General features: G+C 39.5%; 22 protein-coding genes and 1 other RNA gene. 8 read left to right on the top strand and 15 right to left on the bottom strand.

Annotated elements, in window-relative coordinates; translation table 11 throughout:
• Positions 1-266: 266 nt before the first annotated feature.
• The 10 genes from NFU46_RS14450 to ssrA all read right to left on the bottom strand — a co-directional run bounded on the left by NFU46_RS14450 (position 267) and on the right by ssrA (position 10,223).
• Entirely contained in the window at positions 267-1,220 is a 954-nt protein-coding gene (locus tag NFU46_RS14450) for a hypothetical protein (RefSeq protein WP_251602717.1), read from the bottom strand.
• Between the two features lie 135 nt (positions 1,221-1,355).
• Positions 1,356-3,167, bottom strand: a complete 1,812-nt coding sequence (locus NFU46_RS14445) for an AAA family ATPase (RefSeq protein ID WP_251602715.1) — start codon at positions 3,165-3,167, stop codon at positions 1,356-1,358.
• A 112-nt stretch (positions 3,168-3,279) separates the two neighbouring features.
• On the bottom strand, positions 3,280-3,651 hold the full coding sequence (locus tag NFU46_RS14440) for a hypothetical protein (RefSeq protein ID WP_251602713.1): 372 nt from the start codon (positions 3,649-3,651) through the stop codon (positions 3,280-3,282).
• Complete coding sequence (locus NFU46_RS14435; protein ID WP_251602711.1) at positions 3,632-4,015, bottom strand: DUF6864 domain-containing function; 384 nt, start codon at positions 4,013-4,015, stop codon at positions 3,632-3,634. Before NFU46_RS14435 ends, NFU46_RS14440 begins: the two co-directional genes overlap by 20 nt.
• Before the next feature lie 478 nt (positions 4,016-4,493).
• Positions 4,494-5,429 (bottom strand): hypothetical protein, encoded by a 936-nt coding sequence (locus tag NFU46_RS14430; protein ID WP_251602709.1) that lies wholly within the window; start codon positions 5,427-5,429, stop codon positions 4,494-4,496.
• 205 nt (positions 5,430-5,634) lie between these two features.
• Positions 5,635-7,641, bottom strand: coding sequence for an AAA family ATPase (locus NFU46_RS14425; RefSeq protein ID WP_251602707.1), 2,007 nt, complete (start codon positions 7,639-7,641; stop codon positions 5,635-5,637).
• Positions 7,642-7,842 carry an AlpA family transcriptional regulator gene (locus NFU46_RS14420; RefSeq protein WP_251602705.1) on the bottom strand — a complete coding sequence of 67 codons (201 nt, stop codon included), beginning with the start codon at positions 7,840-7,842 and terminating at the stop codon, positions 7,642-7,644.
• A gap of 87 nt (positions 7,843-7,929) precedes the next feature.
• Positions 7,930-8,424, bottom strand: a complete 495-nt coding sequence (locus tag NFU46_RS14415; protein WP_251602703.1) for a hypothetical protein — start codon at positions 8,422-8,424, stop codon at positions 7,930-7,932.
• A 10-nt stretch (positions 8,425-8,434) separates the two neighbouring features.
• Positions 8,435-9,679: an integrase domain-containing protein gene (locus tag NFU46_RS14410; protein ID WP_251602701.1), complete on the bottom strand. Its 1,245-nt coding sequence runs from the start codon at positions 9,677-9,679 to the stop codon at positions 8,435-8,437.
• 185 nt (positions 9,680-9,864) lie between these two features.
• Positions 9,865-10,223, bottom strand: a transfer-messenger RNA (tmRNA) gene (gene ssrA, locus NFU46_RS14405).
• Between the two features lie 333 nt (positions 10,224-10,556).
• On the opposite strand from ssrA, the gene NFU46_RS14400 reads away from it, so the two are divergent.
• Entirely contained in the window at positions 10,557-12,902 is a 2,346-nt protein-coding gene (locus NFU46_RS14400; RefSeq protein ID WP_251602699.1) for a DUF1566 domain-containing protein, read from the top strand.
• Between the two features lie 319 nt (positions 12,903-13,221).
• The gene (locus NFU46_RS14395; protein WP_251602697.1) at positions 13,222-14,847 is read left to right on the top strand and encodes a DUF342 domain-containing protein; all 1,626 of its coding nucleotides are present in this window, start codon (positions 13,222-13,224) and stop codon (positions 14,845-14,847) included.
• Here the strand turns inward: NFU46_RS14395 and rnt are convergent.
• Entirely contained in the window at positions 14,831-15,511 is a 681-nt protein-coding gene (rnt, locus tag NFU46_RS14390; protein ID WP_251602695.1) for a ribonuclease T, read from the bottom strand. The genes NFU46_RS14395 and rnt overlap by 17 nt on opposite strands.
• 216 nt (positions 15,512-15,727) lie before the next feature.
• On the opposite strand from rnt, the gene NFU46_RS14385 reads away from it, so the two are divergent.
• Positions 15,728-16,606 carry an OmpA family protein gene (locus tag NFU46_RS14385; RefSeq protein ID WP_251602730.1) on the top strand — a complete coding sequence of 293 codons (879 nt, stop codon included), beginning with the start codon at positions 15,728-15,730 and terminating at the stop codon, positions 16,604-16,606.
• Between the two features lie 21 nt (positions 16,607-16,627).
• Here NFU46_RS14385 and NFU46_RS14380 read toward each other — a convergent pair whose 3' ends face one another.
• Positions 16,628-17,533: a DMT family transporter gene (locus tag NFU46_RS14380; RefSeq protein WP_251602693.1), complete on the bottom strand. Its 906-nt coding sequence runs from the start codon at positions 17,531-17,533 to the stop codon at positions 16,628-16,630.
• Between the two features lie 406 nt (positions 17,534-17,939).
• Between NFU46_RS14380 and NFU46_RS14375 the strand changes: the two genes are divergently transcribed.
• Entirely contained in the window at positions 17,940-19,142 is a 1,203-nt protein-coding gene (locus NFU46_RS14375) for an aromatic amino acid transport family protein (protein ID WP_251602691.1), read from the top strand.
• Positions 19,143-19,200: 58 nt separating this feature from the next.
• On the opposite strand, the gene ggt is transcribed toward NFU46_RS14375, so the two are convergent.
• Both ggt and NFU46_RS14365 read right to left on the bottom strand, forming a co-directional pair.
• Entirely contained in the window at positions 19,201-20,859 is a 1,659-nt protein-coding gene (gene ggt / locus NFU46_RS14370; protein WP_251602689.1) for a gamma-glutamyltransferase, read from the bottom strand.
• A gap of 76 nt (positions 20,860-20,935) precedes the next feature.
• Positions 20,936-21,481 carry a GNAT family N-acetyltransferase gene (locus tag NFU46_RS14365; protein WP_251602687.1) on the bottom strand — a complete coding sequence of 182 codons (546 nt, stop codon included), beginning with the start codon at positions 21,479-21,481 and terminating at the stop codon, positions 20,936-20,938.
• Between the two features lie 49 nt (positions 21,482-21,530).
• Between NFU46_RS14365 and NFU46_RS14360 the strand changes: the two genes are divergently transcribed.
• Complete coding sequence (locus NFU46_RS14360) at positions 21,531-21,899, top strand: hypothetical protein (protein ID WP_054551695.1); 369 nt, start codon at positions 21,531-21,533, stop codon at positions 21,897-21,899.
• Positions 21,900-21,940: 41 nt separating this feature from the next.
• Here the strand turns inward: NFU46_RS14360 and NFU46_RS14355 are convergent, their stop codons facing one another.
• Complete coding sequence (locus NFU46_RS14355) at positions 21,941-24,163, bottom strand: TonB-dependent receptor (protein WP_251602685.1); 2,223 nt, start codon at positions 24,161-24,163, stop codon at positions 21,941-21,943.
• 525 nt (positions 24,164-24,688) lie between these two features.
• Between NFU46_RS14355 and NFU46_RS14350 the strand changes: the two genes are divergently transcribed.
• From NFU46_RS14350 to NFU46_RS14340, 3 genes are all read left to right on the top strand, one after another.
• Positions 24,689-25,282 (top strand): LuxR C-terminal-related transcriptional regulator, encoded by a 594-nt coding sequence (locus NFU46_RS14350; RefSeq protein WP_251602683.1) that lies wholly within the window; start codon positions 24,689-24,691, stop codon positions 25,280-25,282.
• A gap of 211 nt (positions 25,283-25,493) precedes the next feature.
• Positions 25,494-26,336, top strand: coding sequence for a VOC family protein (locus tag NFU46_RS14345; RefSeq protein ID WP_251602681.1), 843 nt, complete (start codon positions 25,494-25,496; stop codon positions 26,334-26,336).
• Complete coding sequence (locus NFU46_RS14340) at positions 26,336-26,488, top strand: hypothetical protein (RefSeq protein ID WP_165385100.1); 153 nt, start codon at positions 26,336-26,338, stop codon at positions 26,486-26,488. The genes NFU46_RS14345 and NFU46_RS14340 overlap by 1 nt, the downstream gene beginning before the upstream one ends.
• The last annotated feature ends 40 nt before the right edge of the window (positions 26,489-26,528 follow it).

The raw sequence follows: 26,528 nt of genomic DNA, 5'->3' as shown, positions 1-26,528 counted from the left end.
ACCTTAATCAACATGTGTGTCTAATACAAACACTCTTTATTTAATTATATATGCGGTAATTTAGTAAGCATGAACTTCAAACATATTATGAAAAATTGGTTTAGAGTACTATGAGCGAGCTATAGTCAATCCAATAAATATATTTTGGGTAAAAGTGTATTCGCTCGTTACAGCTTAAAGCCTCATAGTGAAACAATTAAACGCTTGGAGTTATTTGTGCATCTGTAAAAAACATGCTTTTTCACACAGTTTTATGAGCTTGTTTTCTATTTGGGCCTAATACCATTAACTGCTTTACCAAACTTCAATGATAAGGCTGCTATAATGATGTATGGCCAATAAAAGAAACTGAAAATATCTATTGGTTCATTTGTTACATTATCTCTAGGTGCAGTAATTTCTTGATGAAGACCGTCTAGTTTTGTTTTTTTATTTTCAACCTTCTTTATCCAACGACTATATTGGCCATTTCTAATAGATTTAGGAGTCCTAAAGCAAATACTTATTGACCTGAGAATACTTTTAGAAAAATACAATCCATCGTCAAAGTCTCTGGTTAATCGTTTTATTGAGTTTTCATCGAAATAGCGTGAATTTATAACAACATCATTAAATTCACGCTTTGAAAAAGATTCAAATTCCATTAATAACTCATTAACCGCCTCAAAGCCGAACTGATGATAGTCTTTTTTTAAACCTAATGCATAGTATTCAGGCAGAGTTCGATTAAGAGTGCTTGATAGAATATTCGATTCGACTATTTCGTCTATTAAATCCGGTGATTTAGAACAGATCGAGTGGGCTAGATCGACACCGTTCCCATTATAAAATAGGGGTTCGTATTTTTTTGTTATACTGGCTAGCTTAACCGACATTGGACATTTGCTATCTAAATTATACCCTCCACAAGCAGAAGCAAACCCAGAGACTATTTCCAAATGCTTTCCAAATTGAGCAATTAATGAATCTTCATTGTGATAACTTTCAAAATTAGGCTTTTCTTTCTCTATTACAGCAAGCTCATTTTTAGCTAATAACTCTAACTCTATTAAATTTATCTTATATCGTTCAGATTCACTTTGAAAAAAAATAAGGGTAATGCCAATTGCACCTAGTGGATAATAAATGATATCAATCCAGTTCCATATTCTCCAATTTTTAAAGTAGCCCAACAGTCCACAAATTAAAAAAGAAGAAAATGTAAAAATTAATAATGTCATAGCTGGAATACTTTAATATTAGTTATGTACAAAACATAAAGCTGGAATGTTTGCCACATGAATGCCAAGTTTACTCGCATTATTGCAATTTTGCTGAGCATTATACCTGAATTTCATATTTTTCTTTTAATTGCTCTATACTAACTCTCGAAATGTATCGGCTACATCTGAAGACACAAGCCCCGGAAAATCATTTATTACCGTACCGATTATATCCTTTTTTAGAGCGCTATCACCACCATTGTTACTCCTGACACTATTTAATTGTGGCCATACCTCTCTAGCTAAATCTTCAAGTTCGTGCCCCTTCATCAATGATATCCTTTGATCTATTTCGATTCTTGATTCATCAATAAGAACACTTTCGATAAAGCTTGCTGTTTCTTCACCTTTGAACAGTTTTTCTTGAACTGAATCTACTACTGATTGAATAGCATTTCGATTATTCGATATTAGACTTATTACTTCGAGGTATGAGTTACACCCTTCTAAGCCAAGCTCTTCTGGGGATGCAAATTTTTTATGAATAAGATATAAGCCTAAAAAATGCGGCTCAAAAATGTAGTTCTCAATGGCATACCTTCGACCAAGACCAAGTATTACGACTTGTTCCTCTGGCTCATTTTTTAAGTCCCAATCAATAAGTCCGTAAACCTGTGAATTTCCCATATCACGTAGTTTTCGAGTAATTTCTAGAACCGCATCGCAGTTGGAGCCATTATGAGTGTGTGGAGGCAAAAACTGGGGGATAGTTTCAAACCTTATCTTTCGAGAAATAATATCAAAGAATAATTCGTAATATTCGACATCATATGTATGCTCTACAAATACCTGACGCCGATGTTCCGTCGACACTCTTAAATTTGGAATGCCATAAGTCAATATTTTCATTGAATCATGAAAATCACATTGAGTTGGTACCTTCTCTGTGGCAGTAATTTTATAAAGCGCACTCGCGGGAGTACATGCAATTGTTGTAGAGGAATGTGTAGATATTAGTACTGGGATCCCATGTTTATGAACAATTTCCTCTTCAATAATCTCAAGCATTAACTTCGACATTGATGGGTGAAGAGGAGCATCTGGCTCATCTAGAATTAAAAAATCCGCACGATCACCGGTACCAATAGAGTTATAAATAGCTAAAGCCAGTGACATCAGTGTCTTTTCACCTGTTGATAAATCATTTGTGCCTATTTCAATACCTGTGTGATTGTGGATCAGCATAAAGACAAATGTAGAATCTCTCTTTGACTTCATAGGGTTGTTAACAGTGTAAGGCAATGAAAGTCTAGCTAAAATTCCATTCACAAAATCCCATGGTGCTTCTCCATATTTTTCAATAAACTCTTTACTATCCAAATAAGGACTTGCACCGGGTATCTCTTCATTTTCATAAACCTTATTCAACTTATTATCTAAGTAGCGTATATGATATGTTTTAAAAATAAGCGCAAATTGACTATTAAAAAGACTGTTTCCCGACAGCCCCATCATGTTAATATGATCAGAGACCATATCTTCAGTTAACTTAGATGGAGGTATACTTAGTTGATTTGAAATATTGAGAATCGCTTGTCTAAACTGTGTGTTTCCTATATGCGGAAGTATGGGATCTCTTTCAGAAGGCCCTATATATTCTCCCACTCGACGCACTCTCTGCTTAGCCTGTAATAAATCTTGCCAGACTTGTTTCACACGTTTTGAAATTTGAGTCGGGTCACACTGCTGACCTACTTGGGGATTAAGACCACCAAATGGTATATAGCTAATCGACTTTAGTTCATTGCCCTCTAATGTTACATGTCCGTTTTGATTGTCACTAATTGCTTCAAATAAATGAGTTTTACCACTACCATTTTCACCAGTTAGAACTGTAAATTGTGGTAACTCAAATTCAATGTCAGTGGGTATAGATTTGTGACTCTTTCTGATCCTAATTCTCATTCAACTTCCTTCAAATGGAATGTGCTACTTTATAACGCTAAGTTAAGCGGGGATTAAACTTTATCTAAAGGAAAGAATGAATATAATCCTTTCAACCCCTTGCTTTAGTTCATTATGAATTTTTGTTTTTTACTTTATCGAGCAACTGTTCAACCGATAAGCTTTTACTCATTTTAATAAGTGAACTTAACAACCAAAAAATGCTTAACCCTGTTGCAATAACAAAAATTGCATTCCATGTGTCAGCTGTCAGACCAAAGGTAGCTTTAAAGTCAGTAGTTAAAAGTACCAAAACTATTGTAATGAGGATGCCTAGAGGAGCATGCCAAGCATTTTCTTTTGCTAAACAAGAAACATGTTCCCTGAGAATAAGTTCTAATTTTTCAGAAGTTATCTCAATTACTTCAGCTGTTAAATTGCTATGAACTTCATGCACTTCGACTCTATTTACTCTTGCTCTCCCCTTATTCGCTGGCGAGTTCATTAGAAGCCTCCTTTTTTAGGAATTGAATGGTTAGTTCATAAACATCACCAGACTCCTTTGCTGAAGCTAATAGTAAAATTTCATCCCCATCCTCAGAACTAGCAAATGCAATTGGCTTTTGTAGAGATGAGCCAAATGGCTTATTCCAATTGTGAAAAGTAACATATGCGTGATCTTGATCACCCTCAATGCTTAACCCTGTTTTAGGCTTTTCTTCTTCTGCCGATTTTGTTTCTTCAAAACAAATAATTATGTTCAATGGTTTTTCTGAATCTTCAATATCCAAAGTAATACTTGCTTTTTCAGATTTAGGTACCAACAATGCGTGAGATTGTAAGTAAATAAGATCTCCAATCTTAATCAAGAACTGACTCCTTTCGTAGAAACTAAAATTTTTAAATAGGAAAAACGGTCATTTATAGAATACAACATAGCTAACATTCTCGTATAATTTATTAGTAACAAAATTATTAACCGATTGCTACATATTAAGAATTGGTATTGACCCTCACCGTCTAACAAAAAGGAAAGATAAGACTACTTTGATGGTCCTGCAAGAAATCAATTCTAACTGTCGATAAAAATAAATTTTATTTGATTTAGAATAATTAGTACCCCTAATTCAATTACATTGCCATTTAAATACACTGTGTAACATTAAATAAAAGCGGTTAAGCTTTATTGGCCGGTTCACAAATTTAACGCTCTTCCATTACAGAAAATAAGCTATATGTATAAACGAAAATGAGAATTACTTTATGCTTGAAACATACTATTCATTAGTAACAGTCAGGCTTAGGAGATTTGTAAAAACCTGACCGTGCTATTAAATTTAGAGCCTTCTAAATAAACTTCTCAGCCAGCTTTTGCTGCCCTGTAGGTTCACCTACAACCCAAGTCTCAGTATCTTGGTAATAGCACCCAGCTGCTTTAAGAGCTGAGTTAGCGATTCTAACAGTGATGGAAAAGTCATCTATCGATTCATCAAGTTCACGAATTTCTGCATGACAGTACTCACCTCTAAACATAAAATTAAAGTGACCCTCTAACCCAGACCAAGCGTTATAAGCTGCGATTACTAACGTTTCACTTATACTTTTTCTTTCATCAGCGGAGAACATTTCCAATGACTCTTCTTTGATTGGCCCATACATACCACTATAGTTCATCGCTTCAATTATATTCTTCATGCGGATACCAGTATATTCACTGATAAATGATGATGAACAAGACGAACTGGGGCTGCCTAACAAGCTAGTTTTTAGGTTCCACCATGTTTCACCGCGTTCAGCACCCTTCACTTCTTCTAAAGCTTGTTGCATACACCAAACTAAAGCATCGCGCGTCAGGATAGTCCCATCAGCATCTAACTTTACCTCTGTCGCTTCTACAACAACGGGATAAGCATTATCGCTATAAAGAGATTGCTCTAACCTATATGCCTTCAATCCTTTAACTAAGTTGACACGATCAATTAAGCTGTAAGCCGCATTTTTACTGTAAGGGCAAGTTATAAAACCCCGAACAAAACATACAGTATGATCAATACCCTCATATGCATCAATTTGACTTAATACAGACGCATAACCAGCTGAGCAGTCGTTTGGGTTTACAAGGATCGGGTGCCACTCTGGATATTGGTCAACCGCATTACCCAACGTATCAATGAGATCATATACTTGATCACTTGCACCATTTGGTGCACTCAGGTTTTCTGTTAAGAACTTTACTGCTGCGGCGTTTTGTTTTGATACTTGTTTAAATTTCTTATTATTCATTATATTTCACCTAAAATATTCACTAGCAATCATTCTCATAAACAATACCTCTTAATGATTATCATGCTGTGTACCGTTAAAATAAATGAGCCATTTTTTGTCCTTTTTTGTCCATTTTGTCTTAAAAAGCACATGACTCACCGTTGTCGTAAGTCCGATTATTTCCCCAACCTTAAGTTGGGGAAATAATCGGACAAAGTAAGGGTTAAATTGATAATTCACCAAGCTCTGATTGCTTAATGTAGTGGTTAGCAATCATGCTCTCTAAAGATGAGTCAAATGCCTTTTTAGTCATTAGCTTTTTATCAAGGCAGCATGCTTGTTTTAAATAATCCGTATCGATGAAATCAAAGCTGTTGGATTTAATTTCTTTAAGCTGCTTATAAATCGCTTTTTGGTTTTTGCCTGTAGGTAAGCGCTTTATTTGCTCTGACCTAACTTGCTTAAGAACGAGGCTCGTAAAAGGTTTGCCAAAGTCATCAATCAATGACTCACCATAGCTATTAGCTAAAAGAACTTCTTCAGCTTCAAAGTAATGTGTTGGTTGAATTTCAGCATCTTTCATTTTTGTATTTGTGAGAAACACGTTATCGTCGCTACTCTCAATCAAGTATTCAGCATCTACGGCTGCTTTTAATGAACTGCTGCCGCGTGCTTCACCGTTACTTACTTTTCCAGTGTGGTGCACTATGACTATTGAGCATTGATACTTAATTTTTAGAACGTTCAAGCACCTCAAGAAATCACCCATATCACTAGCATCGTTCTCGTTACCTGCATAACAGTTATGGAGTGTATCTATCACTATCATTTGAGGGATTGTTGCTGAGCTGTTTAAAACTTCTTCGATTTTTTCTAATACCGCATTAGCGTTCTTTTCATCCATCAAAGTGACAGCATGCTGACTTAAGTAAAGCGGTGCATTGTTAATGTCTACGCCTTTTACCATTGACCAAGCAGTGGTGCGCTTAGCGAACCCCCTGCTACCCTCACCTGATATATAGAACACAGGGCCTTGTTTTACTTGGTATCCGTTCCAGTCCACTCCGGTAGCAATACAAAGAGCCCAATCAATAACACAAAATGATTTTTTTGAGCCTGAGGGACCAAAAACAAGAGTAAAAGCATCTTTTTCAACAAATGACCTTATGAGCCAGTCATTACTCGTGACGATGAGGTTTCCAACTGACCTAAAAAAATGCTCATCTAATTTTTGTTGAGGCTTGTGTTCAAGCGACCAGCCCTTTTGTTTAGCAATAGATAGAATGACAGCCCATGTGGTGTTATTTGGTGAGCAACTTTCCCACCTGTGACCATCCTTATCTAGGTCTGTTGTAATTTTCCTAAACTGATGCTCAAAAAGTTCTTCAAACTGAGTGCCTTTAGCTGTTGCTAGAGCATGCGTTAGCTTTATCCAGAGCTCCCGATCATCAAACACTTTTTTATCGTCTATCAAATAATCAATTGCTCCGGTTACTGATTTTTCTATGCGCTGATACTCTGATTTATCATCAGTATTGAGCTGTTGGTTCACATGGATAAAATCAGCCTGCCTAAAACATTCGTCATCTTGGCTTTCATAGCTTGTTGCGTTTGAACCATCATCTGGCTCCCAGCCTGCTTCTATCGCCAGTCTTTCAAACTCACAAATAATTGCTTGAGCATCTTGGTAAGTTAAAGTGGGTAAATCGTTAATATGTGTATTATCTGGGGAGCAGTGAGTAACCCATTCATAGTCTTTTTTAGTGACTTGGTGTAGGTTAAAAGCAACAAACTGCTGTCCTTCACCCAATATCTCTAAAGCGTGGCATTTACCAAAGTTGTCAATAAAGCGCGTTGACTTCATTTTTTTAAATGGAATATCCGCTTTAAACAGCATTAGTGCTTTAGGTTGTTGGCCCACGCGAATTAGCTCATTTTTTTTATTTTGCTTTAAGACTATGTTGCAAATAAGCCAATTCACCATGCGGGCACAAATAACCTGATCATAAACATCGATGTCTACAGCTGGAGTGTTCTTGGTCAAAATAGATATACCGCTGTCACCCTCTCCACTATTAACTCTTTCTAGGAGTTGCTCCATTGATAGAGGGTTATCTTGCCAGCCACTTTCAAAGATACCTTTATTAGCTCGCTTACAAGGGTAAATATCGTAGCCATTACGTATAAGCGAGGGCCCAAAGGTTTGTAAGTAATCAATATAATCACTCATTTAATTACCCCCGCGTTTAGCTTCAATAATACGGTCTTCGATCCAATCGTTAACCTCTTCCTCTAGCCACATAACTTTGCGACCAAAGAGCCTTACTTGGTTCGGGAACATGCCTGATGCCATTAAACGGTAAATGGATGCTGTAGAAATGCCCGTCAATTGGCGTACTTGAGCGATATTTATTAATTTGCTTTGGCTCATATCTTGAGTCCTCTGTTAGTTTCAGTGGTACTCAAGATAAGATGTGGTTTTAACGCATAAGCATAAGTGTTTAAGATCTGTTTAAAATTAATTTAAATTTTTTTGTTGAAGCTGTTTTTTTAAGCGAGTCAATGACGTAGATATTGATTGAATCTTGATACTGTTACCGTTTGGTTTGTTAGGTGAGAACACAGTAATACCACCATCATCGTTCCACACCACCTCATCAATGCCTTCAATTGAGTCTTGATTTGCAATGAATGTCCCAAGCCATGAAATAAGGCTTGGCGCTTCTGGGCTACTTTCTTGAGCCCTGCCATTCGGATATATACTTAAGTAATATAAAATTAAAATTGATACACCTGATCTAGCCCTTTGCCTCCTTTCAGGTATGCCATCAACTTTTTTACCTTCACGTTTAATTTGGCGGTTCAACTTTTCAACATCTGAATAAGCAGCCTTTATTTTTGCTGGCGCATGATTGCCATTTTTGATTAGTTGCTCATATTTTTGCTCTGCTTCATCTGCTTCACATAACAGATTAAAGTAATCAAAGTTGTCTTTCTTTTTATTAGAACTCAATGTTTTATACCTATTTGTTTGATAAATTATTGTTATAGTTGAGCTTTGATTGATCTATAAAATCGCTCCACCACTGCATCATCTCCCTTCTTTGAGTTAGATATTGTGCGCGGTTGTAAGCTCTTCGTACTTCGTTATTATCTAAATGCGCTAAAGCGGCCTCTATCACATCTGGTTGAAAATTATGCTCATTAAGGACTGTACTAGCAACGGACCGCATACTATGTGCGACCATTGAACCGTGATAACCCATGCGCTTAATAGCTGCATTAGCTGTCTGCGCATGCACTGGCTGACGAGGGTTTCTAAGACCTGGGAACAAATGCTCTCTATGCCCAGTACTAGTTTCAAGAAAAGCGAGAATAGCTAACACCTGCTTACTAAGCGGAACAATATGCTCTTTCTGTTTTTTCATCCTGTGAGCCGGAATTACCCATAGCGCATTTTCTAAATCTATTTCATCCCATCTTGCGCCAGCAGCCTCACTAGGCCTAGCCATGGTGTGCAGTTGCCATTCAATGAGCGCTCTAGTTATCGATGAAGTATTTGTATGTGCTAAACGAAATAGAAATGCGGGAAGTTCACTCGGTTCAATACTAGGAAAATTGGTTTTGGTAGGTTGTTTGAAGGCCTCTTTTATCCCTGTTGCGGGATTTACGGAAATTAACCCTGTGTTAGCAGCATAAGAAAGTACCTCATTAATCCGCTGACATAGCCGTTTAACTGTCTCAAGAGCACCACGCTTTTCGACAGGTTTAAGGGTGTCTATTAATATTTTTGCGGTTAAGCTAGCAACAGGAACTTTACCAATTGTAGGAAACACATCATTTTCAAGAGAACGAATGATGTCAGTTGCATGTGCTTTACTGACTCTAGATGACTTAACCTCTAACCATAACCTCGTAACATGCTCAAAGTTGTTATTATGTTCATTGTCAGAGTCAATTTTTAACTGCTTCCAATAAGACTGAGGATCTATACCAAGCCCTGAGTTTTCCGACACTGTATTTAAAAGTGAATTACCCTCATCTCGTTTTCTCCTTGCTTGCGCTAGTGACATTGCAGGATAACGACCTAACCCCATAAGAACGCGCTTACTCAAGCTGGGGTGCTTATAACGATAGCGCCACAATTTAGAGCCATTGGGTTTTACCAACAATGAGAGACCTAAACCATCAAATAAACTGTATTCTTTATTTCTGGGTTTAGCAGTACGTATTTCAGTATCAGTTAAGGGTGTTGCTGTAATAGGCATTTTGGGTATACGATTTTGATGTATAATTAAACAATATACCCAAATGTATACCCATTTGATAATAATGCAAGAGAAGAGCTAAGAATTGCAGAGAAGAAAATATCTTTATAAATCAGAATATTACAAATGGACTATTTTGTTTTGGCAATAAAAAAGGCCGCTCTGAGAGCAGCCTTTTTCATATTTGGTGGAGCTGGGGGGATTTGAACCCCCGTCCGAAAAGCCTCGACCTTTGGTACTACATGTTTAGTATCGTCTTTTAGTTAACCTTATACAGCTCGGACGAACACGATCTGCAAAGGCGAGGCCGCTTAGTTTTAGCCCTTCAACCCCGGCCAGGGTTTCCGTAGCGAGTCCGTGTAGGGTGACACTTCAGAACCGGGTCCACAGACATACACCGGAGAAGTGCTAGCGGGCTATTATGCCGCTAGAGCGTAGTTATCGTCGTTTGCGATTACTTTAAATTGCGGCTTTTTTACGAGGCCAACCGCACCTCGACATGCACCTCGGGCGTCTTGAATTCCGTCGAATCCTAATCAGCCCCGATTTAGTCATAAGACATAAATCTTAGAATACTTTTCTATCGCCAGCAAAGCTAGTGATGTTGCGGATTGTAGCGGTATTGTATTGGTTTGACAACCTTTTTATCTTTGATTCGAATTTCTTTAGTGGGTTTAGAAGGTTTTCACTAAAAACGAGCTAGTCTACTTATGAAATTTCATCACATAAAAAAACAAATAACGCACCTGTACCCAAAAGAACTTGTAACCATTTGAAATACAACAGTTTATTTAAAATTCAACTTGTATATAATCCAATTTCCAAATAAGGAAGAACTTAAAAACAATTAAAAAATAAAAATGGAGATACCTAAACAATGAAAAAGCTAGCTATTGCAACTTTTGTGTCTGCAACATTAACAGCATGTGGCGGAGGGGGAAGCTCAGAGCCTGAAAATAAAAACCCCATTGTTAATAAAGCACCGACAGTCACACTTCAAAGTGAAGGAAGCTACTTAGAACAATCTATCGTATCGATAACAGCGGATGCTACAGACTCTGATGGTTCGATTACTAGCTATGCTTGGTCACAAACTGCTGGAGATGATTTAGCTATTAGTAGCAAAAATAGTGAGACCCTAACATTCACAGCACCTACCGTCACATCTAGCACAACTATGAGTTTTGAAGTGACAGTTACAGACAATGATGGGGCTACTGCAAAATCATCTGTAACCTTAACGATTGAACCTGTAAACGAATCTCCTTCTATTTCAATTAATTCCATTGCAGCTGTGAATGAGCAAACAGAAGTAAAATTGTCAGCTAATGCCAATGATGTTGATGGGGAAGTTACCTCAATGTTTTGGGAGCAATTATCAGGTTTGAATGTAGAGATAGATGACAATACGGCTTCAGAAATAACAATCACCACTCCAACAGTAACAGAGAAAGAAACCTTGACCTTTGCAGTCAGCGCAACTGACAACGAAGGGGCAATAACAACAGAAACCGTCTCTTTAGATGTTTTACCAGTTAATATTTCTCCAACATCTGCTGCTGGTGATGACGTCACTGTCAATCCCAATGTTCAAACAACACTATCTGGTTCAGATAGCTTCGACGAAGATGGAAGTATAGTAAGCTACTCTTGGAATCTCTTAACTGAATCTGATTTAACTCTAGAGAATTCAAATTCAGAGCTCTTATCTTTTACACCAAGCAGTGAACTAGAAGGAGAAACACTTGAATTTGAGCTTACTGTTTCTGATGACGAAGGTGCATCTCACTCTGATACTGTAATTGTATATATTAATAAACACCCAATTGCTGTTGCTGCTAAATATCAAATCGTTGAAACAGGAGTCGAAGTATCACTCGATGCGACAGCAAGTATGGATGATGGACAAATTGTTGAATACAATTGGACGCAAACCGTAGGTTCAACTGTTGTGCTATCAAGTACCAGTAATATGACTCCAACCTTTACAGCTAGCTTTAATGACGATGAAAAAATTACATTTGAACTAACTGTAACTGATGACATGGGTCTTACGAGTTCGGACTCAGTTGATATTGATGTTGTTAAAATTAATCATTTCGTAAATGACACAGGTGTAAAAGTTAGCGCGACGCAATCGGCTAATGATTCAGAGTGTGTGGTGACAGAAAATAAAGTACATGACTGTGAACAAGGCCGCGATGCCGATACTGAGTTATTAAAAATTGGGGCTGGTGATGCTGGATTTGATTATACCAAATTAGACTCAGATGGTAATGAGCTTAGTGCGGATCAAAGTAGTTGGACTTGTGTTAGAGATAACCATACAGGACTAGTGTGGGAAGTTAAAACTACAGATGGCGGCACTCAGCATAATATGGATACATATAGATGGGGCGGTAAAGGAGCTAAAGGATTTAACGACGATAGCAAGGAAGGAACATATTATGGAGACTGGGACGCGCTTGTCGATTTCGCGAATAACAATTCTTTATGTGGAAAAACAAATTGGAGCATACCATCTAATGAAGAGCTAAACCAACTTGTGCATAAAGGTAAAAGCAATACATATATCGATACAACATACTTTCCTAATACCGTTAATTGGCATTATTGGAGTGCTACCCCATCTGCTAGTGACAGCACTGAGGCATGGTTAGTTGACTTTGGTTCTTCATATAAAGCAAATGATGCTAAGTTAGTGCGTACGACTTCAGGCCGTGTAAGACTCGTTTCAGGCTCAAAAGTAAATACAAACTCTTACACTAGTTCAACACACACGGATTCTAGGTATATCATCAGCCAAGATGGAAGTGTTACTGATTTAGATACAGGCCTTATGTGGACTCGTTGCGCCGTTGGCCAAAATTGGGATTTGGAGTCATTGTCATGTGAAGGTGAGATGACTGCTATTTACTGGCATGATTCATTAAATTCTGGAGTTGATTACACATATGCTGGCCATAGTAATTGGCGACTTCCGAATGTAAATGAATTAAAAACAATATTTGATCACTCTAAAACGAGACCATCAGTCAATACAACTGCATTCCCTGCTATTCCATATGACAGTAGCAATAACTTAAGTTTTTGGACTTCGACTCCTGATCTTACCTCTACGGCAATAAAGTCTCTGTCTATAAACTCTGATGGTGATATCAAATCAGACTTCAGATCATCTACAAAGAACTATGTGTTATTAGTTAGAAACCTTCATAACTAGTCATACCAAAATAAAGGGGTCAGAATGGCCCCTTATATTTTCAACGCCCCGTAAAAGATCAATCTAAGTAAATTAATTCGCCAACCTGGCCTATTCAGACTCAAGGCATTAATCGGGAAATTTTTGCTAAGTGCCTTTGAATGCTGAATTTTCAGGCAGGAAAAGTCGGTTTTTATACATATTTTTACATTTAATGCATACATTATCTTAACATAGTACAAAAGTTGTGCTGAAATAGGAGACGTTGTTACCCTTCTTCAAAATAACCTGTAGCAACACATAACTATAATAACAGGCAGTTTTTTACAGGGCTTTTCAGATGTCGATGTTTTCATTCGATGAACAAAGCGGCTATGTCTCTTTGTGTGAGCATCCTCGAGATGCGGGTTTTCCTACTACGAGCTCTCAATTAATTGAATTACTTGAGCAGTCTCCTTATGCCAGCTACGAATTTATCGACGCTAATATTGGTAAGTTGTTTATTCCTAGCAACCAATATCAAAACCAATCTTTAGTGGTTGCTAAAGCGGTTGATGCTCACCTTGAAGTTAAAGTTGACGCTAAAAACATGGTGGTTGAAGCAAACCTAACAACTGCCCGTGGCGGTAAAATTGTCAGCATGGATATGGCGCAAGAGGTGCTTGCAGAGGCGGGAGTGATTAAAGGCATTAGTTTACGTGCCCTTGATACCTTTTTAGGCCAACAATTTAAGCAACCACCCGGCGCCCATTACACCGCAATTGTTGCCCATGGCAGAATGCCCAAAGAAGGCACAGATGCTAAATTCGTGCGCTTATGCTCTACAGCACAAGACCGCGTTCTTAGCCCGCAAGCGACCTCTGGTGGTAAAGTCGACATGCGTAATTTAGGTGCCATTATTACCGTTAAGCCGGGTACACCATTAATGCAACGAGTTCCTGCAACACCCGGTGAAGATGGCTTTACTGTGTTTGGTGATGTGATGCCAGCTAAGCCCGGTAAAGACTTACCCCTTGAGCCATTCGAAGGAACACGTATTGACCCTAATAATAGCGATATGTTGATTGCCGATGCGAAGGGGGTGCCTGTTGCCCTGCCCCGCGGTATGCGCGTTGACGACGTATTGTGTTTTCATCATGTAGATGTGAGTACGGGCCATGTCGAATTTGATGGCAGTGTTATTATTAGTGGTGATGTAAAAGATGGTATGCGCGTCAAAGCCACGGGTGATATCACTGTATTAGGCTTTGTTGAATCAGCCACAATTGAAAGTAAAAGTGAAGTCACCGTAATGCTTGGGGCTGTTGGCAGAAAACGTGAAAACGTCGAAAACTTTACCTGTAACATCACGGCTTCGCGCACGATCTCAGTGGGTTATGCTCAGTACTGCCATATAAAAACAGAGCAAGATTTATTCATTGAACGCCAAGCTTTACATTGTGATTTAAGCGCTCGCCGCCTTATTCGAGTCGGCAAAGCCAATAACCCGCGAGGCAAAATTATTGGTGGCAATATTTTAGATGCGATGCGAATTGAAACCGGCGAGCTTGGTGCGCCATCAGGCACTAAAACACGGGTTTTCATTGCTCAGTACTGGCATGATTTACGCCAAAAGCAGCAGCAAATTAATGACTTTGAAAAGTTATTAGCGACAAAAGCAGCTGCCTTACAGCAAGCACGCAAAAAGGCCAATAAAATATCCGACCCAGCACAACGGGCGCATTATATTAAAAAGATCACTGCCAGCGAGCAGCAGATTAAAATTAAAACAGCCAACACAAAGAAAAAGAAACACTTAGTGAAAATTAAGATTGCGCGCTTATTAGCAACAAGTCGCTTAAAAGTGAATGAATTAATGCATCCAGGGGTGGAGCTTAAGATAGCGCAAGAGAGTAAACAGTTTTCACGTATTTACCCTCCTAACATGGTGCGTTTTTTTGAAGGTAAGATCACTCAGTCGTTTTAACGGCTGAGTCTTGCTCTTCTTCACTTGCTTCAGTTTCAGGCAATGGCCAACCGCCGAGTTGTTGCCAGCGATTAACGATTAAACAGAACAATTCTGCAGTACGCTCGGTATCATATAATGCTGAGTGAGCTTGCTTATTATCAAACTCAATACCTGCCGCCCTACACGCTTTAGCTAATACTGTTTGCCCTAGTGCAAGGCCTGCCAGTGATGTGGTATCAAAGCTAACAAATGGATGAAATGGCGTGCGCTTAATTTTACAACGCTCAATGGCGGCATTTAAAAAGCCGTGATCAAACGCTGCATTATGTGCTACAACCACTGAACGCTGGCAACCCGCTGCTTTTTGTGCCTTGCGTACAACTTTACAGATTTCTTTAATCGCTTCTTCTTCAGGCACTGCACCACGCAGCGCAGAAAAAGGCTCAATACCATTAAACTCAATGGCCGCTTGTTCAATATTAGCGCCTTCAAATGGCTCAACATGAAAATGCACAGTATGATCAATACTTAACACGCCGTCGTCATCCATTTTCAGTACAGATGCAGCAATTTCTAATAACGCATCGGTTTCTTTATTAAAACCTGCGGTTTCAACATCAATCACAACAGGAAAAAAGCCACGAAAGCGTTTTGCGAAAAGAGTTTGTTCAGTATTTTCCATAGTCTTCTTGGTCTGCCAGTGTAAGCTGGCTATTATGTCAAAAACCACGGCTACTCTGCTAGAGTAAATAGTGTGAAATCGCAGATTCTTACTGAGTTTTTAGGCACATTACTTGCTTTATATTAATCAGCTAGCCCTGTGTTTAGTATGCTGAAGCAATTAAACACAAAAATTGCCAATTATTTGGCATTGATGATTTGTTGGAGAATTACCGTGATGAAGCTTTCATTACTTCCTTTAAGCCTAGGCCTATTAACCTCAATTGCAAGTATAAATGCGCATGCAGCCATGCGTGAGTATACCGCTAATGCTGATATGTCGAACTGGCAAATGGTTAAAACATCTCGCTTAGAATGCCAATTAAATCATGAAGTTCCTTACTATGGTGAAGCAATTTTCAGCACCACTGCCAGTAAAAATAAAGACGTAAACTTTAACCTTGATATGGTCGTACGCCCAGACAACTACAGTATTGCTGGTCTAAAAGCCGTACCACCTAGTTGGCGTGCTGGTATGCCCGCTCGCGACTTAGCAAATATGAAGCTATTACGTAAGTTTGACGGCGAGCTTGGCAACAAAACTGCTTGGGAAATGCTCACCGAACTTGAAAAAGGTTACCAACCGACATTTTATTACCAAGACTGGCAAAACAGTGCCGATAAAATTGCCGTTGGTTTATCGAGTGTCAACTTTAAGCAAGCTTATTGGGCGTTTTTACAGTGCCGAGACGCAATGCTGCCTTACAGCTTTGAAGATATTTCGTTCACAGTGATGAACTATGAGCCTAATACCAGCAAGCTGACTAAATCATCACAAAAACGCTTAGATAAAATTGGCGAATACTTAAAGTACGACACCAACATCGAATCTATTTCAATATCTTCTTACACCGACAGCTACGGTGGTCGCTGGAACAACCTCGAATTATCAAAAAAACGCGCTAAAGCGATTAAGGATTACATTGTTAGCTTAGGGGTCGATGAAAGCAAAGTAGATACCGATGGTTACGGTGAAAAGCGCCATGTTGCTAGCAACGACAACATTTTAGACAGAAACAAAAACCGTCGTTTAGTCATTCAAATTGCAAAAATGTAGCCGCTGAAGCGGCTACTAGCTTTAACTCATTTCTACCGACTTCACGCGCTTAAAGCGCTTTAACCACTTATCGCCAAATTGAAAAAATGCGAGGCTAATCATAATGATGGTCGCACCAACAATCAGTGCTTGGTCAATGGGCTCATTATTAAGTAAACCACCAATCGCGATTGCAAAACTTGGTGTGATCAAGGTTGTTAATGCGACCGTGCTTGCGTTCAACTTCTGCAATACATGAAAATACGCCAGCGCACCAATTAGTGAGCCAAACACGCCTAAGTAAACAATTGAGTACAGTGATTTTGCACTCCACATCTGGCTATTAAGTTGGCCATCTACCAGCAACCAAGTAATAAAAAACAGAGGTGTTACAAAAACCAACGCGCCAAATGTGGTAGCCATTGGATGAATAGCTATTCTTACCCGTTTGATCATCACACCGCTCAAACTAAAAAAGCACACTGCCATAAATACATATAACAGGCCACTAAGCTGCTCTACTTCCCCTTGAATATGGCGTTGGCTTACTAAAAATAAACCAATTAAGGCACAGCCAAGTGCGCCAAGCTTAATGGCGCTAAACTTAGGTTCGTTCAAGATCTTTTGCGCAAGTAAGCCCGATAAAATTGGCGCAAGGCCAAACATCAATGATATTAACCCAGAAGGCACTGTTTTAGCGGCCATGTAGCTTAATAACATGCCGCCAAAAATACCTATGCTTGAATAACCATAAAGGAATAAAGCTCGGCGATGCCAGGGCACTCGGATATTGGCAACAGCAACGACAAACGAAGCCAACACCAGCCCCACCAGCATGCGTAAAAACACAGCCAGGGTTGGTGCTACCGTTTCACTACTCCAAACAATACCCAGTGGTGTTGTTGACCAAATCACCACCATTAAAAAATATGAGGCTTTAACAGGCACAAGCTTATTCCTTTAATAAGGCGAAAAAAGCGGAAGAAAAATTTAAAAGGAAATAACCAACCGCTTAGAACGCGGTTAGTAAAACTTACTTAATTAACCGCAGCAAATAACAGACCATACGACTGATGAGGTCAGGCGCATACAATTGTTTGTTGGTCGTTGGTTTAGCTGCATCATGGTATTTAATAAAGTAAGTTGAAGAAGCTTAAGAATCCGCCTAAATGATGATTTTGTCAACACGAATACTCATGCTATTTGGCAAAAAGTTTTTTGCTGATTTCAACAGCCTGTTTGCACATGTAAATCATAGGTTACATTTAATTTCTTTGATTTATAACAAAACTATTTAAGTTTTGTTAAACAAGTTATATCTTGCTTGCCTCTCACGAAGTTTAAGGGGCAAAAAGTGCTTAAAAATAAAACAATAGGTAGCATGTTAATTGTTGCTGGCACCACCATAGGTGCAGGGATGCTGGCATTGCCTATCGCCTCCGCAGGGCTTGGTTTCACAACAGCGTTATCACTTATCTTACTTACATGGGTTTTAATGACCTACACAGCATTACTGATGCTAGAGCTACATCAATATGCCGACAGAGATGCAACCCTCAATACGTTAGCTAAGTCATGGTTAGGTAAACGTGGGCAATGGGTCGCTAACTTTTCTGTGATGTTTTTGTTTTACGCATTATGCGCTGCGTATATCGCAGGTGGTGGTGCGCAATTACAAGAAAAGCTCAACAATGGTTTATCGCTTTCTTTAGCGCCGCAAGTTGGCTCAGTTATTCTGGCTGTTGTGATTGGTACTGTGGTGACACTCGGTACCAGCAAAGTCGATAAACTTAACCGCGTACTTTTCACTATTAAAGTATGCGTACTAGCCAGCTTATTTTATATGCTGACACCTTATGTTCATGGCCAACACTTACTTGAAATGCCTATTGAACAAGGTCTGATTTTATCTGCAATCCCAGTGGTGTTTACCTCATTTGGTTTTCATGGCTCTATTCCATCGATTGTGAAATACGTGGGTTTAGATATCAAAACACTTCGTAAAGTAATGGTGGCAGGTGCCGCATTGCCTTTAGTAATTTACATTTTTTGGCAATTACTTAGCCAAGGCATGATGAGTCAAAGCGACTTGCTACAAAGCCAAGGGTTACCCGGTTTTGTAAGCAGTGTTGCTAGCATTGCTCACAGCCCACACGTTGCCACTGCTGTGAACATTTTTGCTGATTTAGCATTAGCCACGTCTTTCTTAGGGGTGAGTTTAGGTTTGTTCGACTTTTTTGCTGATGCATTTAAAAAAGGTGATGGTAGTAAAGATCGTATCAAAACAGCCTTGATCACCTTTATTCCACCGCTAGGCTTTGCGCTATTCTATCCACAAGGGTTTATTATGGCACTTGGCTACGCCGCCATTGCGCTGGTTATTTTAGCGGTGTTTTTACCTGTAGCTATGGTCTATAAGCAACGAAGCAGCAATCCTGATGCGGGTTACCAAGTTAAAGGCGGTAATATTGGCTTAGCACTGGCCGCCCTGTTTGGTGTGCTTATTATTAGTGCTCAAGGTTTACAAATGGCGGGGCTTATTCCAGCGATTGGTTAAACAGCTCATCAAAAAAAGCACCCGAGGGTGCTTTTTTTGTGTCTGGTTTAAGGTGTAATTAAAACACCATCGCCTTACCACGGCCAGATGCTTCAGAAGCTGCATCTAATTTACCGTCTTTATTGATGATCACATGCATATCACCAAAATGGCGTTCATCGAGTGTATAACCCATTTTCTCAAGCGCTTTAACAACCTTTGGTTCAAGACCAGTGTGGTATCTAATCACATTTTTAGGCCATAACTGGTGATGAAAGCGTGGGCTGTCTACCACTTGCTCTGCTGTCATATCAAATTCAACCGCATTTAAAATTGACTCATACACAGAGCTAATAATCGTGGTACCACCCGGAGAGCCAGTTACCATTTTAACTTTGTTATCCTGAAGTAGAATGGTCGGTGTCATTGAGCTCAACATGCGTTTATGGGGTTGAATTTCGTTAGCTTTACCACCAATTGCACCAAATACATTCATCACACCTGGCTTGGCACTAAAGTCATCCATTTCATCATTCAAAATAAATCCTGCGCCCGATACAACCACGCCGCTACCAAAACTTAAGTTGATGGTCGTGGTATTCGCAACAGCATTGCCCCACTTATCTAGAATAGAAAAATGCGTTGTTTGCTCACTTTCGTGTAAACCTGGTTTGATGTTCTCGGTAGTTGAAATGGCATCTGGGCGAATTGTACTTGCACGATTGCTAAGATAATCATCTGCAAGTAGAGCTGTTTTTGGCACCTCATAAAAATCTGGGTCACCTAAATATTCAGCTCTGTCGGCAAATACGCGTTTACCTACTTCAGCCAAAATATGAACATAGGTGGTCGAGTTGTGCTCAAGCGTTCCTTTTGGCTTTGCCAAGTCGTACATTTTTAACCATTGTAAAATAGCAATACCACCTGAACTTGGCGGTGGCGATGTGAGCACTTCGTAACCGCGCCAATTACCTTTAATCGGTGTACGCGATTTAGCTTCATAAGCTTTTAAGTCTTGCTCAGTGATAATACCGCCGTGTTGCTTCATAAACGTCGCAATGATCTTTGCTGTCTCACCTTCGTAGAAACCAGCTTTACCTTGATCACGAATACGTTTTAGTGTGGCGGCAAGTTCCGGCTGTTTAAATACCTTATTTGCTTTGGCATCAGCAAAGTAATCGGCAAAGTTAATGTTTACCGATTTTTTGGCCATTCGCGCAATGTAACGTTCGATACTTGCGGCTAGCTTAGGATGCACAATAAAGCCCTGCTCGGCTAATTTAACCGCAGGCTCTAGCAGAGTCTTCCACTCTAAGCTGCCGTGCTTTTGATGGGCAAGCCACATTCCAGCAACACTGCCCGTAACTCCACTTGCGTGAATACCGTACACTGACATGTTATCAATAACATCACCTTTATCATCAAGGTACATATCGCGATGAGCTGCAGCAGGGGCTGTTTCACGGTAATCAATAAAATCACCTTTGCCATCTTTTTGGATCAGCATAAAGCCACCACCACCGATGTTTCCGGCTTCTGGTAAAGTAACCGCTAATACAAACTGTGCTGCAATTGCCGCATCAACGGCGTTACCGCCTTGCTCTAAAATAGCCCGTGCCGTATCACTGCTGTAGCTATCAGGCATTGCGACAGCTGCTTGTTTTGCAAAACTTGACGGATGAAAGAATATCGCGGTAACGATCAACAGATGTGCCGCGTATTTGACTAAATTTGCCATGGTACTTCCTTTTTCTTGATGTTATTTTAACCATTTAGACATGTGTAACCCTTAAGGTCAATTAGTTACGATTAACTTAGCTAAGCTGCTCTTTAGGGCATGAATAAAGTACTGCAGGTAATTCACCTTGCTCATCTTTATGGTTGTAGTTTTTTACAAACTTGAGGCCTAGTTTTTCCATCACCTTTATTGAGCCCAGGTTATCTTTAAGTGCTGTGGCACTGAGCGACTTTACTTCCTCTGGCTCGCTAACTGCTTTGGCAATGGCAAGTGCGGCCTCTGACGCATAGCCTTTGCCCCAGCTCATTTTTTTAAAGCGCCAGCCAATTTCTAAATCACTAAAATCAGGCTGTTCAAAAAAGCCCATAGGCCTGACTAATACCCAGCCAATAAAAATATTGCTCTCGATGATATTTACTTGCCAAAGCCCCCACCCTTTTTGCTCATTTCTATAGGCATTCAAGCGTGGAATAAACACCTCTTTAATGCCCTGCATAGTGGATACTTTGCCGCGAGTGAGATGTTTCATTACCTCAGGGTCGTTATCTAGCTCATAAAGTAGCTCGGCATCATTTTCATCCATTAACCGAAAACTTAATCGTGCTGTTCTAGCTATATTCATTTTTTATTGCTTATACTGCTTTATAGTTGATTAACCATTAGAGAAAAATATGAACAAATTAGCAAGCTTAGTTTTATTAGGCTGTATTGCCTTAACAGGTTGTGATGACGCAGAGCAAGCCAAGAAAGATGCCAGCGAAGCAAAAGAGGAAGTAAAGCAAGCCCTAAATGATGCTTGGAGCGACGTAAAAGACGCCACCAATGAGTTTAACGACGACTCACTGCAAGAGTTACTCGAAGAGAGTAAGAAAATGGGCTTGAGCATGTATGACGACGGTAAAGAAATTGCCTTAGATGCATGGATTGAGAGTAAAGAAGCGGCTGGTGAGCTGTCTGAAAAAACCAAGCAAAAAGCAAAAGAACTGGCTGAAGAATTAAGAGAAGCGCGCGAAAAACGCGAGCAAGAGAAAAATAATTAAAAAGAAAGGGCAAGTATTTACTTGCCCTTCTTTGTTAGTAATTAAAGCTCAAATTCTTTTTTGAATTTTAAGCCAAATTCACTACGGTCATTGCTGCGCATTACTCCAACAAAACCAGATTGTTGTAAACGACCCACATCGTATACTTCGTTTAACACGTTCTCACCGTAAAGAGTCACTTCAAAGTCACCGTTCGGGTTTAAGTAAGAAATGTTGAAACCCACTAATTCACGAGAATCAATGTGTTCACTTTGGTTGTAAACTGATTGACCTTGCATATCGCTACGGTATGAATAGTTAGCGTTAACTGCCACTGTGCCACCGTTACTTAAATCAATGAAATAAGAAGGTGCGACCATCACAGTCCAACGTGGTGTTAGTGCTGGTGAATCACCTTTACCAATACCTAATACACCGTCATCAACTTCTGTGATTTCTGAATCTAGGTAACCAATTGCGCTACGTAGCGTAAAGTCATCAGTAAATGCGATTGTTGTCTCAAGCTCGATACCTTGTGCTTTAGACTCACCCGCATTTTCTACGATAGTAACGAAACCGCCACCTGCAGTTGGATCTGAGAATGGTAATGCCAGGTCGGTATAATCAGTGACAAACACCGCAAGCATCATAGATACATCTTCATGTACCTGACCTTTAAGGCCTAGCTCGTAGTTAATAGCTTTTGTTTCATCGAAAGAAACAAATTGATCTGGGCCACCAAATGGACGCGGTGGGAAACCACCTGTTTGATAACCTTTTTGGATTTGGCCATACACGTTCATGTTATTGCTAAGCTGGTACGACGCATTTAAATCCCATGTTACCGCATCAAAATCAGCACTTACGTATTTACGTGTCGCAAACGTTGGGAATAAGGCATCGGCTTCTTTTTTATCTTTTGAATAACGTAGACCACCGCCCACAGTTAAATCATCGCTTAGGTCATAGCTTGCATTGATATAAGCTGCGTATGAGTTAGTCTCTTGGTTGATATCAAAGTAACCATAATCACCAAAAGACGCTGTAGTACCATCATTCAGAAGACCATCAGGTGTGTTGAATGGGCTAAATACAAACGGGCCAGAGCTTGTGAAGCCATCTTCATTAAAGAAGTATAAGCCAGACACAAAGTCCATACTATCGAAGCTACCATTTAACTGGATTTCGAATGAATATTGATCTGCGCCGCCTTCTTCTGGGAATTCAGATAAGTTAAGGGCAACAGCATCATCATCAAGACCCCCTTCGTATTCTGAGCTACGGTAGCTAGTGATGAACTTTGCTGTATACGTATTATTGATATCCCAGTCAGCTGTTAATGAAGTACCCCAGCCTGAATAAGCCGTCGACTCAATACCCGCTACCGTCGTTGCTAAGTCATCAGGATCGCTTGGTAACATGTCTTCAGTAAGTAATGGGAAATCACCATTGAATGGGTCATTCGGATCAAGTGGTGCCGTTAGTTCAATTGTGTATGGTGATTGGCCTGATTCGTTATCAACACCATCAATAGAGAACACAAAAGATAAGTCGCTGTTTGCTTGCCACTTAAGCGCCATACGACCACTTAACTCTTGCTCTTCACCAATTTCTTTTTCTGGGTTAGCAAGGTTAATTGCTTCACCTACACCATCGCGTTGCTTATAAGACACGCTTGCAGACATGCTTACAGTGTCGGTAAGGCTGTTATTAAAGTAAACGTCACCGGCTAAACGACCACGGCTACCTACTTTTGCATTTGTAGTCACAATGCCTTCATCACCAGGTTGCTTAGTAATAATATTTACTGCACCACCTAATGTGTTACGACCGTACAAAGTACCTTGTGGACCACGTAATACCTCTACACGCTCAACATTTGGTAATGATAAGTTAGAGCCCATTTGGCGACCAAGGTAAACACCGTCTAAGTAAACACCTACACCCGGATCAGTTGTGATCACGTGGTCTTGTAAACCAATACCACGAATAAATACAGATGCATGGGCCGCATTACCTACACCATAACGAGTGATATTTAGGTTAGGTACGTATTTACCAATGTCTTCTAGGTTGCTCATGTTCGCTTTATCAATCAGGTTTTCACCGATTGATGTCACTGCTGTTGGCGACTCAAAAATGCTTTCTGTACGCTTACGCGCTGTTACTTCGATTTTTTCGAAAGCATCTTGTTTAGCAGTGGTTTTTTCTTGCTCAGCAAAGGCTGAAGTAGATAATGCAGCAACAATAGCTACAGTTAACTGTGAGAGGTGACGTAATTTCAATTAAAACTCCAAAGGATACCGTGTGTGTGTATTTTTACCCGTAAATTTCAGGCATAAAAAAAGACGCTTAGCTATAAGCATCTTTCCTCTGGAGGGGTATTATATGTCAGTTTTGTGAAAATATGTATAATTATTTTAATTTTTATCAAAAACAGTATAAATAAACCACATTACCTCCATGTTTTCGAATTATAAACCACTAGATTCTTTACAAAATAGTAAATAAAAATAAATGTTTAGTTTTGTATTATCGCAGTAAACTTTCTGGGTAACACAATTAAAATGAACGAAAATGAACGTTATTTTTATTGCTTTTCAATCAAGTAGAAATAAATTTCAGAAATTTCTCAGCTTCAAAAGAGTACCTAGCTCAGGTAATGTTTAATAAAGTGCAGCCAAGTTAGCAAAAACTAACTAAACAAAAATGTGCGCAAGATTTTCCTCTGTTGGAATTTCATTTTTTACACGTAATAATCAGCAACGCAATTTACTTGTTATCATTTACCGATAGTTTTTGGCGTGAATATGGATTTTCTTTTTAATAAAAACGCGGCTGATTTTGTGTCATCTGCTTCGACTCTTCCTTACTGTATTGCGAACGATGATAAAACTCTGCTGCTTAATTACGACTCTTTAGACACTTTAACCAACCGTGATTTAATAAGTGAGTTTATGAAGAGCCATGGCTTTCATCATTTGGTAATTTTTAATATGCCTGATAGAGCGGATGTGCTGCCATTAAAAGACTGGCCGAAACTAAAAGGGTTATTTTTTAAAAACACCAAGACAGATATTTTTGAACAAGGGCTACAAGAAATTAAAAAAGGTGCACTGTGGTTTCCAAGAACAGTGAGCGATAAATGGATGAGAGTGATGCTCGAAACTGAGCAAAAAAATCAAATTCAATCAAGTAACTTAACGTATAAAGAGTCTAAAGTACTGCACTTGCTTTCTTCTGGCGCAACATGCCCTCAAATCGCCGATGCTTTATTTATTAGCGAAGCGACTGTGCGTGTTCACTTGCACAAGATTTACCAAAAAATTAATGTTAAAAACAAACAAAAAGCCTTGCAGTGGTGCGAAAGAAATATAGACAAACTCAATAAACTTACAGGCTAAATTGCAAGTGAATTGTACCTCGGTAATACCTCATGACTCTGTTTCCATCCTAGCGCCTATAACTTGCTCTATACAGCATTGCTCAAAGCTTTAAGTATTTTTGCAATATAATTATTTAACTCTTTGCCTTTTGGGAAAATCGTTTTTGATTGAATAACAAACAAATAATGGTCTATGCTTTTACTTGACCCCATTTTGCAAGGAGCAAACTTTGAAAGTACTCACCCCCTTACGCGCCACAATTTTAATGGCAGTCACAGCGGTCTCATTGACAGGTTGCCAGCTTACCTCAAGTGAATTACCTGCAATCAGTGATTCAGGAACAAAAAACTCAGGTCACGTTGTATGGCATGATTTGATTACACCCAATTTGGCACAATCTCAAACATTTTATGGCAGTGTATTTGGTTGGCAATTCGAAGCCATTAACGACAGCTATACGCTGGCATCATTAGATGGAAAATTAATTGCTGGTATGGCAGAGCTTGATAATAAACAAAATGCCAGCCACTGGCTGAGCCTTATCAGTAGTAAAGACATCGCTGCCGTTAGTGAAAAAACTATCAAAGCCGGTGGTAAAGTCTTAGTAAGCAATACCGAGATTAAAGGCCGTGGCACTATTGCTGTATTAGAAGACCCCCAAGGGGCTGTGTTTTCACTGATCAATACTGTTAATGGTGACCCTGAAACTCAGCAAACTGATAACGGCTGGATTTGGCAAGAAGTATGGAGTGATAACCCAGAGCAGAGCAAAGCCTTTTACCAATCACTTGGTAATTATTCAGCACAAAATAAACCACTTAGTAATGGCAATTACAGTTACTTAGCCTTAAATGGCACACCTGCGATTGGCTTTGTAAAAAAACCAGATGCCGAGATAGGCAACACATGGGTGAATTACATTAAAGTAGCCGATGTTGACGCGACCCTATTAAAAGTAACCGCAGCAGGCGGCATAGTTCTAATGGCACCAAATGACAAAGTACGAAGTGGCAGCGTCGCAATTATTCGTGATCCAGCAGGCGCTGGTATTGTAATTCAGGAGCAAATGTAATGAATAAAAAAATGATTCGCTTAGCTGCTCTTGCGGCTGCAGTTTTAGTTTTAAATGCCTGCACGCCCTATGCAAGCCTAGATATTAATGCGCCGTTTAAAGTAGGCCCTGTGTACGTTAACCCAAGTATTGGTATTGGCGGTACACTTTAATCAATTTCAGGGCGCTGCGTTTTACACAAGCGCCCTATTC

The organism is Pseudoalteromonas sp. NCCP-2140, from assembly GCF_023708065.1.
In the GTDB taxonomy this organism is placed as follows: domain Bacteria; phylum Pseudomonadota; class Gammaproteobacteria; order Enterobacterales; family Alteromonadaceae; genus Pseudoalteromonas.
The sequence above is the reverse complement of the archived record's forward strand: the minus strand, read 5'-3'. Positions and strand labels throughout refer to the sequence as shown.

Coding starts and splice junctions, on each gene's coding strand:
- NFU46_RS14450 (WP_251602717.1), bottom strand. CDS start 1,220: ATGACATTATTAATTTTTACATTTTCTTCTTTTTTAATTTGTGGACTG.
- NFU46_RS14445 (WP_251602715.1), bottom strand. CDS start 3,167: ATGAGAATTAGGATCAGAAAGAGTCACAAATCTATACCCACTGACATT.
- NFU46_RS14440 (WP_251602713.1), bottom strand. CDS start 3,651: ATGAACTCGCCAGCGAATAAGGGGAGAGCAAGAGTAAATAGAGTCGAA.
- NFU46_RS14430 (WP_251602709.1), bottom strand. CDS start 5,429: ATGAATAATAAGAAATTTAAACAAGTATCAAAACAAAACGCCGCAGCA.
- NFU46_RS14425 (WP_251602707.1), bottom strand. CDS start 7,641: ATGAGTGATTATATTGATTACTTACAAACCTTTGGGCCCTCGCTTATA.
- NFU46_RS14420 (WP_251602705.1), bottom strand. CDS start 7,842: ATGAGCCAAAGCAAATTAATAAATATCGCTCAAGTACGCCAATTGACG.
- NFU46_RS14410 (WP_251602701.1), bottom strand. CDS start 9,679: ATGCCTATTACAGCAACACCCTTAACTGATACTGAAATACGTACTGCT.
- NFU46_RS14400 (WP_251602699.1), top strand. CDS start 10,557: ATGAAAAAGCTAGCTATTGCAACTTTTGTGTCTGCAACATTAACAGCA.
- NFU46_RS14395 (WP_251602697.1), top strand. CDS start 13,222: ATGTCGATGTTTTCATTCGATGAACAAAGCGGCTATGTCTCTTTGTGT.
- rnt (WP_251602695.1), bottom strand. CDS start 15,511: ATGGAAAATACTGAACAAACTCTTTTCGCAAAACGCTTTCGTGGCTTT.
- NFU46_RS14385 (WP_251602730.1), top strand. CDS start 15,728: ATGAAGCTTTCATTACTTCCTTTAAGCCTAGGCCTATTAACCTCAATT.
- ggt (WP_251602689.1), bottom strand. CDS start 20,859: ATGGCAAATTTAGTCAAATACGCGGCACATCTGTTGATCGTTACCGCG.
- NFU46_RS14365 (WP_251602687.1), bottom strand. CDS start 21,481: ATGAATATAGCTAGAACAGCACGATTAAGTTTTCGGTTAATGGATGAA.
- NFU46_RS14360 (WP_054551695.1), top strand. CDS start 21,531: ATGAACAAATTAGCAAGCTTAGTTTTATTAGGCTGTATTGCCTTAACA.
- NFU46_RS14350 (WP_251602683.1), top strand. CDS start 24,689: ATGGATTTTCTTTTTAATAAAAACGCGGCTGATTTTGTGTCATCTGCT.
- NFU46_RS14340 (WP_165385100.1), top strand. CDS start 26,336: ATGAATAAAAAAATGATTCGCTTAGCTGCTCTTGCGGCTGCAGTTTTA.